The sequence below is a fragment of the Clostridium sp. genome (assembly GCF_016650035.1).
In the GTDB taxonomy this organism is placed as follows: Bacteria; Bacillota; Clostridia; order Clostridiales; family Clostridiaceae; genus Clostridium_AD.
Genome location: NZ_JAENWM010000104.1, coordinates 1 through 11,835, shown reverse-complemented (window position 1 = coordinate 11,835; position 11,835 = coordinate 1). Strand labels below are relative to the sequence as shown.

The window sequence follows — 11,835 nt, the reverse complement described above, 5'->3', positions numbered from 1 at the left end:
TTTAGCTCCTTTTGTTTTACTCTACTATACTTATTCGACATATCTTTTAAAATTCCTTTTTGCCTTTTAGTCATATATACAAAAAAAATCGCCATCTTTAATTTGATGACGATTTTTTATATAGTTTTTCAGTGGCCTCGTCATCCTGTAGTAACATTTGTTTACGAGACTATAGCGCAATCAATTACACTATATCCAAACACTTTAAATTTGGTTGTAGATGAGACTTCAGTATTAACTCCGACGATATTGCCTATAAGTACCTCAGATAAATCAGTAACTTACTCAAGTGAAGATGTGTCTAAAGCTACAGTAAACTCCGAAGGTAAGATAACAGCAGTCAGCGAAGGAGTAGTAAAAATAACAGCAACATCTGCAAATGGTTTATTTGACACCTGCTTGGTTACAGTATACCCATTACCAGTTCCGGTAACAGCTATAAGTATATCACCAGATTCTTTACACTTACTAGTTGATGATTCACTTACATTAACTACAGATATTTTTCCGTCTAACGCAGGCAATGAATTAGTAACATGGGTTAGTTCAGATACAGCTATAGCAACAGTTAGCAGTACAGGAATAGTCAAAGCTGTAAAAGAAGGTTTTGCATTAATAACATCTACAACATCAAATGGTACACTTAGTACAGTGCCTGTTACAGTATATAAACCAGATGTAATAGCTCCAATCAATAGATATTTTTTAATAACCAAAGTAACAAAAGATGGTGTGACCTCAGTTCACTCAGTCGCAGCAGACTTGTCAGCAGGTGAAAATGTAGCAACTGCCCCTTCTTTCGATGGGTATACATTAGTTGGTGATAAGCATACAAATGTTAACTTAACAGAAGAAGTACCAGAAGTTATCATAACATTTATATATACGACAGACAAAATAGTAGAAGAACCAGTTATAGAGGAACCAGTCATAAAGGAACCAGTTATATCTAATGTAGAAGGGTATCTCAAGTTAGCTGATGGAACTCCTCTAGCTAATGTATTGATAACTTTACATTCTAATCCTAGAACAACGTTAACAGATAGTAATGGTTATTTTAGCTTCAAAGATGTAGGGCATGAAATACATGTTCTTAATATACCAGAAGATATATTAACCAGTTATCCAGGTATACTGTTAGCAGTAACAACTAAAGATGGAGTTGTATCATCTGATGGTACCTCAGGATTGACTTTTGATTTGACATTAGGTGGCGATGCGACTGTTTCGGCAACTGTAGACACCACGAAAGAAATTACATCTACAGTATACCCTCAAACAGGAAGTAGAGATACTACGGCAGTGCCTACTCTAGCAGGATTATTTCTTATAATAGTATCTTTAATTACACTCAAAAAGAAAAAGACTGCATAGCAACTATTAATACGCCTTAAGGCGTATTAATTACATAGTATTACTTAAATTAATGTATAGGAGGATTAGCATGGACACAGTAAAGAAAATAGCGATTACAGGTTTATTTTTAGGTATACTATTAGTAATATCTGTGCCAATTAGGTACGAGTATGAAAGGCGTGTACATAGGAATACTATGCAAGAACAGGAAAAAGAGTACATATCAGAAAAGTTGATAGCAGACAAGAAAGAAGTTCAGAAACTTATAGATGACAAGTTATCCATAAAAGAATCTAAGTTAGCAGTTCCAGTTATAGGTGCAATGGTAGGTAGAATAAGTATTCCTTCTATTGTTATAAATAAAAAGCCATTATCCTATCCTATATTATATGGTGCAACAGTTGATAATCTAGCTAAATCTATTAGCCAATTAGAGAATACTGCCTCTATTGACAGTATTGGCAATACAGTTTTAGGTGGGCATAATGAGGCAGATAATTCGTTTTTTGGGTTATTACCTACTTTAAGCAAGGGAAGTAAGGTTTATTTAGAGTCAATTAAAGGCAGTAAGTATTCCTTTATAGTAATTGATATGCACGTTGTAGAGCCAGATGATATGCGTGACTCTGCATCTACTAGCAATAAAATACTGACATTGTTCACATGTGTAAACAGTGGTTCACAAAGATTAATTGTTGTTTGTAAGCTAGCAGGTTAAATCAGTATATCATGCTTACAGTATAATTTTAATTATCAGAAACAATATCAAAGGGGGCAAATCTAAAACCTAACAAATGGCATAAACCAAAAGTTTGTTCAGTAAAACCGGCTGTATCTGTGTAATGTTCTTTAATCTGGAGGTCAGTTTCATGATGCAGTAAACCATCAATTACGTGTACCGCATCCCTGGTATTAGTGTTAATTACCTTCGCGTAAAATGCAGAATACTGGTCACTAATAAAACGGTATATAGTTGCTCCTTTTCCTGAACCATAATGCGGATTGTGTTCAGCATGGAGTGATGATACACCAATTTGTACACGCATACCATCACTGGATGAAGTGCTGCCTTCTCCCCAATTATAAGGTAATGATAATTTATGTAGAAAGTTTATAAGAGTAGACTGTGCTCTGCTTAAAGCATCATCATATAATCGCCACTGTGCAGTATTGGCCATCTGGTAGTAAGTTTTATTTTGGGGAGCATTTTATAAATCGATTTACTGTAATCATTTGCTTCTTCAGGAGTGTTTTTCCAAGCCTTTTTACATGTATTTCACCATTCAGAAGGCTTACCAATTCAAGAGTTTGTACATTTTCATTAACCCATTTGATACGCTGTAAGAGAGTATCTTTTCTTTCTTGAATATATTCTTCATAGTTATTACTTATAGCAAGCTTTGTACTGTTTTGTTTGATTAATGCCCATTCTTCTTTTGATACCAAGTATTCCACAAAATCCTTATGTTTTCTACTACCAACAACAGAGATATTGCCGGAACGTATGTTTTTTTTAATTCTGTAAGAATAGCCATTTCATAGTAACGGCTGTTAATGGTACCATCTTTTTCAAAAACATATTTATTCCATTTGCTTGATATAAAATCAACCGGCGCATCATTCGGAATAGTTCTCTTTTTAGCATCATTAAGTTCATTCAATAGGGTTATAGCCTCCAGCAAAGGCTCATTTGATTTACTTAGTTTTATAGTTGTTAAGATAAAATATAACAAACCCTTGAATTACAATGGTTTTAAGGACTTATTTTCTATCTTTTTAGTGAATAATATGGTGTAATTTATGTATGATGAATTTAGAGAATAAAAAACAAAGTAAAACTGAATATATTAATAAATTGGAAGAAACTTGTAAGGCGCAAGAAGATCAAATTAAAATGTTGGAAAATAAGATAGCCTGGATGCGGTGAACCTATGCACATTATGGGTAAAAAGGTGAGAAGAGAATTAAAAATAATTCCAGCTACGGCAACGGTAGTAGAACATGTTCAGTATGTATATTCATGCAGATGAAACTGTGCTTCAGGTTCTAAAAGAACCTGGTAAGAAACCACAATCTAACTCATATATGTGGTTGTATCGAACTAGTGGAGATACGCAATCACCTATAGTTTTATATGAGTATCAACCAGACAGAGCTGGCAAACGACCTAAAGATTTCCTAGAAGGTTTTAAGGGATATTTGCATACAGATGGATATTCTGCATATCATAATCTTTCAAAGCCTAGTTTGGAAGACTTTTTGGTATGGCTAAAAAGCTCCGATGCACTTCTTAAGTCAGCATTATTGAAACAGCAAAAAAAAATGGGCTAATACCAATGAATGTTATCTAAAGAAAAAAGATTAAAAATAATCAGTTAATAGCTGTCAATGTGACTAGTTATTAACCGATTATGTTATTATTATATAAGTTAGTAAATATTAGTACATTTATGTTGTAGGAAAGTATAATTTCGTGTATTATAAATATGACAATCATTAAATATATTTCCTTAGGAGGATTAAAGTGAATGTTTTTTTAGCGAGACAACCAATTCTTGATAGATACAATAGATTATTTGGATATGAACTACTATTTAGAAATAGTGAAAACAATAGGTATCAAGGTGAAGATGGTGATTCAGCAACTATTGAAGTTTTAAAAAACTGTTTTGTAAATATAGGAATTGAAAATGTGACTGGGAAGAAAAAAGCATTTATTAACTTTACTGAAAATATATTAAAATCGGATATTTTTACAGTGTTATCACCAAAATCAGTAATAATTGAAATATTAGAGGATATACAACCTACGGAGGAAATATTAGGGCTTTGTAGAAAACTTAAAGCACAAGGGTATACTATAGCTTTAGACGATTTTGTTTATTCTAGCAAATATGTAAAACTTATAGAATTTGCAGATATTATTAAAGTTGATTTTCAAATAACTAAAGGATATGAAAGAAAAAAAGTAATGGAAAAAGTTAAATCGAAAGATATAAAGTTTCTTGCAGAAAAAGTAGAAACTATGGAGGATTTCAACGAAGCTGTTGAATATGGATATTCATATTTTCAAGGCTACTATTTTAGTAAACCTTTAATAATTGTAGGAAAAAGAATATCAGAAAATAAGGCTATTTATCTTGAATTATTGAAAGAAATTAACAGCGATAGCTGTAATATAGATAGTATAGAAAGATTAATAAAAAGAGATGTATCTTTATCTTTTAAGTTTTTTAAACGAATAAATTCAGCAAATTATGGCTTCAGAAGTGAAATAAAATCAATAAATCAAGCACTAGCATTGATTGGGGAAAAAGAAGTGAAAAAATGGTTATATTTAGTAACCTTTCAAACCTTAGGCGAGGATAAACCTGAAATTATAGTTATAACTTCCTTAGCAAGAGCAAGGTTTTTAGAATTAATTTCTAGTAAAATAGGTCTAGAAATAAACTCTTTTAATGCTTATTTAATAGGGATGTTATCTATGGTAGATATACTTTTAGATAGACCTTTAAATCAAATACTTCAGGAACTCTTATTGCCAACCCAAGTAAAGGATACTTTAAATGGAGTTAATAATAATAAATATACAAAATTATTCAACTTAATTATATTGTATGAAAAAGGACAATGGGATGAGGTATCGAAAATATCAAGGCAACTTAACTTAGCAGAGAATTCTTTGCAAGATGCATACTACGAAGCAATAAATTATGCTAAGAATTAAGGATACTATAGATTACAATGGGTAAAAGTAAATATATAAAAAGATGGAAATGGTTTTAGAAAACCCCTTCCATCTTTTATTTTGGAAGGATATCCATGTCTATAGCAACATCTATAATCCTTGTGTTTTTGAGATTTTGTTCTTTAATAAAGAATATTCTAAATATAAGCCAGGCAAGCAGCGTACTACCTGCTGCAAAGATTGTTGGTAAATTTAAACTTATAGAAGTTATAAAGCCTGCAATAATTGGAGGTATAGCCTGAGCAAGTAAATTCCAATAGCTTTAGTTGGTAATAGAAGTAGGGGGAAGGTTAGCTACGGCAACGGTAGTAGAGCATGTTCAGTATGTATATTCATGCCGCGATTGTGAGAAATATAGTGATGGTACTCACATTATTAAGTCTGTAGTATCAGAGCCTGTTATAAAAGGTAGTATGGCTTCACCATCAGCTGTAGCGTATATTATGTCTTAAAAATACGTTAATGCTATGCCCTTGTATCGTCAAGAAAAGGAATTTGAAAGATTAAGCGTAGATATTCCAAGACAAACTATGGCTAATTGGGTTATAAGATGCGAGTTAAGTAATAACAGGGCTGAAAGAAGTATTAAGTCCTTTGTAATTGGTCGCAAAAATTCCTTGTTCTCCGACACTGTACATGGCGCTAAATCAAGTGCAATAATATACAGCATTATTGAAACAGCAAAAAAAAATGCCGAATGTAGATTTTAAAAATGACCTAGATTCAATTAATTCCCTATTTCCATGGTGAAACCTTCCCAATGAATGTTATCTAAAGAAAAAAGAATAAAAATAAGCGGTTAATAGCTGTCAATGTGACTAGTTATTAACCGCTTACGTATATAACATCAATATTATCAGAAGTTAACCCTCTTACATAATTCTAGTGGTAATATTCCAGATGATAATGAGATAGATGTAATTTTTCAAAGAGAGTATTATTAATAATAATTAGACTTGAATTGAGAGTTCATTTTTCATGAAAGTAACTATAACTTTTAGAATAAAAGGAAGTTGATAATTTACTTTTGAATGAGCTTTGTTATCATTTAGGAGAGGCAGATAAAAAGAGGATATTTAAAAATAAGATAGTTTAATTACTACTTTGATCAAACTTTATTTCGAGTATACACTAATTATGTTTAGGTCATTTTAATTTATAGTAAATAATTGATTGTAGTGAGGCAGTTGGAGAGTCTTTGCCAATACTTTTTATATAGAACAATTTTTAGTTAAATATACTTTTTGTTGCGTAAGGTTAGAATATGGTGAACTAATATGTATTTTTAATTTTCTGAACTGATTTCTAGGATTTAATAAGACTATTTAAAGTCATGCCAGTAACTATGAGCATTATTCCTAGTAAGCCAATAAGTGTCGGGATTTTATCATGAAACACAAACACTCCTCCCAGCAATGTAAATATTACTTCACCGGACTGTGTTGATTCTACAACTGCTAATTTATGTGCATCACTACTTACTATATCGGTTGCTTTAAAAAATAGTGTTGTAGCAATAATTCCTGAGAAAACAGCTACTAATAAGGATTGAACTACTTGTCCTCCACTTGGTAGACCAACAGTTAATAAGCCAAATAACGATATAATTAGCCAAAATGGCATACTACATAGTGTCATACCAAATACTCTTTGAAAGGTACTGAATCTATTATCACAAACTTCTATCATTTTACGATTACCAAGTGGATAGGAAAATGCCGCTAGTATAACAGGCATAATTCCAATAAGTGCTTTTAGAGCAGAAATATCTTTTGCTTGTTGAAACTGTATTAAAAATATACCTAACAAAATAATAGATGACATTAATAAAGATGTTCTAGGAATTTTATTTCTTATCTTAACGATTCCATTTTCAGTTTCTACGCTTTTATAAAATAGTGGAGTCAGAAGTGCACCTGCGACTATAGTTATTTGCCAAGTTCCAGCAACTAACCATGATGAACCATATACTGAAGCAAAAGTTAGGGGGGCATAAAACAATCCAAATCCTATAGTACTCCAAGTTAACCATTGAATAGGTTTTTTAATTATATCATTTATTACGCCAAATAATTGATTTTTCATAATCATAATAAAAAGTAAAATTGGTAACATAAAAATAAATCTTAGTGATGAACTCCAAAGCCAACTACCACCAGAAACATTCATTTGTTGATTAAGTATAAAAGTAAATGCGAAAAAGAATGATGCGATTATTCCCAATATGAGTGCTTTTGTCATTTCAAAACTCCTTGTTCTAGATTATAGTTGTAATTCAAATTATTTTTTTATGCTATATTGGATACATATAAGTTATATTATACTATATTATCATAGAAAATGAGAAGACGCTAAGAAGTAAGAACATGGATAGGTTATTGCAGAAATATCAAGAGAATATATGGTAAACGTTTTTTATTAATGGGCCTTTTGCACAAATTACGACCACTGCACCAATAAAAAATTGACATACTAATAAAGTTGTGACAATATAATTTTGTAGACCGACGGACGGTCCGAGGAGAGAGGTAAAATATAATGAAAATTAATAAGGTAGCTATGAAAAATATAGATAAGATGTTAAAGGATAATAATAACAATCTAATATCGCCAATGGATGATATGTATGAATTGGGGATTATTCCTTCTTGTGATTTTTTTGAGATTGAAGATGAAGATGGTGTTTGTGGATTTTTTGCTACTAATAGTGAAAATGTCATGCTACAGTTCTACGTTAAGGATAAAAACAGAAAAGATATTTCAATGATTTTCGAGTCAGTCATTACTCAAAATGGCGTAAAGAAAGCGTTATGCTGTTCTAATGACCCTGTATTCTATTCATTGTGTAAAGAAAAATCTGCAAATATCGTTACGAATGATCATATGTTTCATGAGGAGGAAGTTATTATTAAACCTATGCCATTCGATGGGATTGTTATGGACAATGCTACTATAAATGAATTTGATGAAATTATGTCATATTTTACAGGGATAGGAATGGCTGGTGACTGGTTAATATATTACATTACTCAGCGAATTAATCAAGGTGAACTTGTATCCTTTAGATATAATGGAGAAATTATAGGAACTGGCGAGACTAGACCAAGTATTAGCAGTGAGGGTTATGCTAATATAGGTATGACCGTATCAACAAATTATAGAAGACTTGGGTTAGGCAGCTATATAATATCAACTATTAGAAATCTTACAAATGAAAGAGGCTATAAGGCTATTTGTTCTACAGATAAAACAAATATAGCATCTATTCACACTATTAGTAAGTCCGGTTTTGTGTGTTATCATAAGGTGGACGAAATAACTTTTTAGGGTGTAGTACAGAGCGATTGTTGGCTTATAAAAGGAGAATTTAATATGACTACTAGAGAGAAAATTATAATGACTGCTAATAAACTATAGAATTTGTTAACGGTGGAATTACAATATTGATATATAGCAAAAGATAGTTATATTTCAGGAAATGATTTGCTTATCCATATATTTTTTTACCCACTCTAAGGAATTTACAACAATTTATTGTATAGTATAGTTAATGAATTGTTTCGTCTTGGCAATTAACTACGTTATGAGAACTATTTATATTAAATATAAGGAGGAGATTCAAATGAAAAATAATACGAAAAATGAAAGAATAACACTAATTATTTCTGTATCTTCACTTATTATTGCTTCAATAACCCTTGTGGTTTCAAAGATTAACGGAATGACAATGTTACCTAACATTACTATATTTGTTTCTGCTATTTCTATTTTTTTATGTAGTATTGCAAATTATAACTATATTGAGAAAAACAAAAAAATATCAAATTTCTTGTTTTTAGGTGGGATATTTACATTATTTATAGTGGTTATTTCTGCATTTAAAATATTTGTTTAGGAAATGTATAAGTATAATTCTAAATAACTTATATATGCATTTTTCTTTTATTATGACGGAATATTCTTAAAGTTCGTCATAACAAATCAAATAAAGAAATCCGCTTTATTATAAAGAGCATTAAGGGGTAACTTGCCAATTGAAGTAAGAGATAAAGTTGGAAGAGTACTTGTTACTTGTGACAAAGAGAATATTGCATCAGCAAAGACCATTATAGGAAATGGTGGTTTGTTGGAGAATGAAGTTTCAGAGGAAAAAAGAATTACGCAAAGATATTGGATTACATTTTATGAATTATATACTTTATGTAGATTTGGACGAGTTAGGAACAATATAACTATATTACTCGGATGTATGGTATTCTTTTTGGCTTGGTTTATAATTCTAGTGATTAGAATTGTGAAAAGGCCGGCAGTTGCATCGCAACAGATTGTAGATAGACATGAGTTCTATTCACGTTCTAAAACTAGATGGACTTGCACCGCTTTAATAATTATAGTTCTTATAACAGGTTTTTACGGAGTGAAAATATATCATACTGCAATAAATTACAATGGAAAGCTATCATGGGTTTTAAGGGATTTAAAAAATAAAAGAACGGTAAAGATTGAACATACTAACATATATGAAAGTGGTGTAGAAGGGATATTTACAGATATTAATAAAAAGATTTATATGCCTGAAAAATTATATGTTGTAAATAATTTTAGCCTTAACTTCGATTCGAATGGAGAAATTACATCATTTGATACATTTCTTTATGGAAAAAATGCTAAAGGTGAGTCAGAAAGCTATTTGATTAGTTATAATAGCAATAAGTCAGCCAATATAACTATATATTTAAATGGTTATGCGGGTGTAGAATATAATGAAGATAAGCTAATAGAGCCATTATTTAGTTCGATGAAGGTAATTCCACTTAAGATAGCGGTGAGCAGCTGGCCTGGACAGCAGTATGGTATCCTCTATTCTGGATTGCGAAGCTTTGGATACAATACAGATGGTATTGTTTATATTGATTCGAAGGGGAATACAAATTCAGCTGTTAATTCATATTCTGAAATAATAGGATATACTGTTTCTGTATATGTACCAGGTAAAGAAAATGAAATTACTCCTGTTAGATACAATTTAACAGATAGTTTAAATAATATTAAAGCAGAAGAGCCTTCATTAGACAATAAAAAGAGTTCTGATCAGTCCGAGGATGTTGCAGATGAATTTTATTTTTCAAAGCTAGTTGGGTATCGTTTAGAAATAACGGGATCTGCAGCGGGTAGTAGAGCTTATGCGCTAACAGGCACTACTGATGGTGGGAGCACATGGAACAGAATCAATGAAGACCCATTCGTAGGGTCGCTTGGATTTGCGGTAGAAATGGTTTTTTTGAATGATAGACTTGGATTTATATGTTTATCTTCTAACGGCGGAAGAAAGGGGCAATTATATCGTACAGAAGATGGAGGAGTATCTTATAAAAAAGTGGATTTTCCAGGGGTAAAGGTAGCATTAAAAAATGGTGAAACATATAATCCATTTGATTTACCTGGAATGCCTTATGAGAAAGATGGGAGTCTTAATGATTTAGTTGGACAAGGATCTGATGGAGATTATAATGGAGGATCTAAAGCCTTTTATCAATCAAAAGATAATGGAATAACATGGCAGTATATAAATGAAATTAATAAAAAGTAACATTATAATTTAGGAAACTCTAATTTGTACTTTAAATATGGTTACAATTATTTTTAAATGGTCAATAACCCCAAAGTGAAAGTAACACAATTGGCATTGTGTTACTTTCACTTTATTTTTTTAAATTTTTAATACTACAACTTTTATATTGAAAAAATGTAAAATTTACAATATAATTGATATAGTTGTTAAAAAATAATTTTTTTAGATAAAGAGTCATATTGTGGAGAAATTTAGGGGGAAATTAATAAAACTTATAAATGAAAAAGGACCTTTGAATGAAAAAATAATCTCATATTATTAGATATGGAATTCCTCTTCATATATACTGATAAAATCAAGCGATATTAGCAGAAAATTAAAATGGGATGGTACAAAAATTTAAGTTGTAAAAACAGAAAAAATTTAATTTCTTATTTTTATACTATAAAAATATAAACCAAATAACTACTCTATATTTTCAAAATAGAAAGTTAGTTGCTTGATTTTAGAAAGGAAGTGACAACAATATTGTTGGCTTGCGGTGTAGCATTATAAAGAGATGTTATTATATACTCCAATCATTGCTATAAATGTGTTGAGTTTAAATGTTGGGTCTATGAACAAACTTTATAAATATAGTAATTTATTTAGAATTTATAGATGTGAAGCCAATCAAATATGAAAAATATGAAAAATAATAAAAATAAAAATTCTATTAAACGTACCATTCCGAGAATAATAAAAGATATCCAACAGGAAACAGAGGATTCAAATATGACAAGTAGGTATGAAAATATTATGGTAAGCATGTTCGCATCGGTATTATTATTTTTCGCATCGATAGTAAACTTTATCGTTCGTTATTTAATTCAGTCACAAAACTTTAAGATTTGCTTATTAAACAGCTTACTATTTATACTTATTGGTGTAGCATTTGAAGTCGTATCTAGAATTAACTTAAAAACTAAGCTTGTTACGCTAATTATTTCAGGGCTTTCTTTTTTAACATTAATGTATATAACCATCGCATTTTATGATATCATCGGACCAGCCATATGGACTGTTGCATTTATACAGCTTTTACTTGCCATGATACGTATTACAAAAGTAATGCTTTATTCCCTTGTTTTGGCTATAGTAATGTCTAACATCTATATCC

13 protein-coding genes and 3 pseudogenes are annotated in these 11,835 nt (G+C 30.7%); 12 read left to right on the top strand and 4 right to left on the bottom strand.

Features of this window, described 5'->3' with window-relative positions; translation table 11 throughout:
* Positions 1–105 precede the first annotated feature (105 nt).
* Together JJD95_RS17710 and JJD95_RS17705 are read left to right on the top strand one after the other, a co-directional pair.
* On the top strand, positions 106–1,374 hold the full coding sequence (locus JJD95_RS17710; protein WP_291644444.1) for an Ig-like domain-containing protein: 1,269 nt from the start codon (positions 106–108) through the stop codon (positions 1,372–1,374).
* 70 nt (positions 1,375–1,444) lie between these two features.
* The gene (locus JJD95_RS17705) at positions 1,445–2,074 is read left to right on the top strand and encodes a sortase (RefSeq protein ID WP_291644442.1); all 630 of its coding nucleotides are present in this window, start codon (positions 1,445–1,447) and stop codon (positions 2,072–2,074) included.
* A 28-nt stretch (positions 2,075–2,102) separates the two neighbouring features.
* Here the strand turns inward: JJD95_RS17705 and JJD95_RS17700 are convergent, their stop codons facing one another.
* The 3 genes from JJD95_RS17700 to JJD95_RS17690 are packed head-to-tail and all read right to left on the bottom strand — an operon-like array spanning position 2,103 to position 3,089.
* Complete coding sequence (locus JJD95_RS17700) at positions 2,103–2,534, bottom strand: Tn3 family transposase (RefSeq protein WP_291644440.1); 432 nt, start codon at positions 2,532–2,534, stop codon at positions 2,103–2,105.
* Positions 2,535–2,547: 13 nt separating this feature from the next.
* A complete protein-coding gene (locus JJD95_RS17695; RefSeq protein ID WP_291644438.1) occupies positions 2,548–2,811 on the bottom strand; it encodes a hypothetical protein in 264 nt (87 codons plus the stop codon).
* Positions 2,775–3,089, bottom strand: coding sequence for a hypothetical protein (locus JJD95_RS17690; RefSeq protein WP_291644436.1), 315 nt, complete (start codon positions 3,087–3,089; stop codon positions 2,775–2,777). Before JJD95_RS17690 ends, JJD95_RS17695 begins: the two co-directional genes overlap by 37 nt.
* Positions 3,090–3,287: 198 nt before the next feature.
* On the opposite strand from JJD95_RS17690, the gene JJD95_RS17685 reads away from it, so the two are divergent.
* The 6 genes and pseudogenes from JJD95_RS17685 to JJD95_RS17660 form a co-directional block, all read left to right on the top strand.
* On the top strand, positions 3,288–3,386 hold the full coding sequence (locus tag JJD95_RS17685; protein WP_367114844.1) for an IS66 family transposase zinc-finger binding domain-containing protein: 99 nt from the start codon (positions 3,288–3,290) through the stop codon (positions 3,384–3,386).
* Positions 3,373–3,585 (top strand): annotated as a pseudogene (locus JJD95_RS17680) (transposase); the annotation flags it as partial. The gene JJD95_RS17685 and the pseudogene JJD95_RS17680, both read left to right, overlap by 14 nt.
* 295 nt (positions 3,586–3,880) lie before the next feature.
* A complete protein-coding gene (locus JJD95_RS17675) occupies positions 3,881–5,083 on the top strand; it encodes an EAL and HDOD domain-containing protein (RefSeq protein ID WP_291644433.1) in 1,203 nt (400 codons plus the stop codon).
* Positions 5,084–5,178: 95 nt separating this feature from the next.
* Positions 5,179–5,346 (top strand): hypothetical protein, encoded by a 168-nt coding sequence (locus JJD95_RS17670; protein WP_291644431.1) that lies wholly within the window; start codon positions 5,179–5,181, stop codon positions 5,344–5,346.
* A gap of 24 nt (positions 5,347–5,370) precedes the next feature.
* Positions 5,371–5,556 (top strand): hypothetical protein, encoded by a 186-nt coding sequence (locus JJD95_RS17665; protein ID WP_291644429.1) that lies wholly within the window; start codon positions 5,371–5,373, stop codon positions 5,554–5,556.
* Between the two features lie 105 nt (positions 5,557–5,661).
* Positions 5,662–5,796, top strand: a pseudogene (locus JJD95_RS17660) (transposase); the annotation flags it as partial.
* A gap of 613 nt (positions 5,797–6,409) precedes the next feature.
* Here JJD95_RS17660 and JJD95_RS17655 read toward each other — a convergent pair.
* Complete coding sequence (locus JJD95_RS17655; RefSeq protein WP_291644427.1) at positions 6,410–7,345, bottom strand: multidrug resistance efflux transporter family protein; 936 nt, start codon at positions 7,343–7,345, stop codon at positions 6,410–6,412.
* Positions 7,346–7,642: 297 nt separating this feature from the next.
* Between JJD95_RS17655 and JJD95_RS17650 the strand changes: the two genes are divergently transcribed.
* The 4 genes and pseudogenes from JJD95_RS17650 to JJD95_RS17635 form a co-directional block, all read left to right on the top strand.
* On the top strand, positions 7,643–8,431 hold the full coding sequence (locus tag JJD95_RS17650; protein WP_291644425.1) for a GNAT family N-acetyltransferase: 789 nt from the start codon (positions 7,643–7,645) through the stop codon (positions 8,429–8,431).
* A gap of 295 nt (positions 8,432–8,726) precedes the next feature.
* Positions 8,727–8,999 carry a hypothetical protein gene (locus JJD95_RS17645; RefSeq protein WP_291644424.1) on the top strand — a complete coding sequence of 91 codons (273 nt, stop codon included), beginning with the start codon at positions 8,727–8,729 and terminating at the stop codon, positions 8,997–8,999.
* A 132-nt stretch (positions 9,000–9,131) separates the two neighbouring features.
* Positions 9,132–10,694: a hypothetical protein gene (locus tag JJD95_RS17640; protein ID WP_291644422.1), complete on the top strand. Its 1,563-nt coding sequence runs from the start codon at positions 9,132–9,134 to the stop codon at positions 10,692–10,694.
* Positions 10,695–11,450: 756 nt separating this feature from the next.
* A pseudogene (locus JJD95_RS17635) lies at positions 11,451–11,835 on the top strand (ATP-binding protein); the annotation flags it as partial.

What these genes read in the sequence shown, in the direction of transcription:
- JJD95_RS17650 (WP_291644425.1), top strand. Translation starts at nt 7,643, where the DNA reads ATGAAAATTAATAAGGTAGCTATGAAAAATATAGATAAGATGTTAAAG.
- JJD95_RS17705 (WP_291644442.1), top strand. Translation starts at nt 1,445, where the DNA reads ATGGACACAGTAAAGAAAATAGCGATTACAGGTTTATTTTTAGGTATA.
- JJD95_RS17645 (WP_291644424.1), top strand. Translation starts at nt 8,727, where the DNA reads ATGAAAAATAATACGAAAAATGAAAGAATAACACTAATTATTTCTGTA.
- JJD95_RS17700 (WP_291644440.1), bottom strand. Translation starts at nt 2,534, where the DNA reads ATGGCCAATACTGCACAGTGGCGATTATATGATGATGCTTTAAGCAGA.
- JJD95_RS17655 (WP_291644427.1), bottom strand. Translation starts at nt 7,345, where the DNA reads ATGACAAAAGCACTCATATTGGGAATAATCGCATCATTCTTTTTCGCA.
- JJD95_RS17685 (WP_367114844.1), top strand. Translation starts at nt 3,288, where the DNA reads ATGCACATTATGGGTAAAAAGGTGAGAAGAGAATTAAAAATAATTCCA.
- JJD95_RS17670 (WP_291644431.1), top strand. Translation starts at nt 5,179, where the DNA reads ATGTCTATAGCAACATCTATAATCCTTGTGTTTTTGAGATTTTGTTCT.
- JJD95_RS17710 (WP_291644444.1), top strand. Translation starts at nt 106, where the DNA reads ATGACGATTTTTTATATAGTTTTTCAGTGGCCTCGTCATCCTGTAGTA.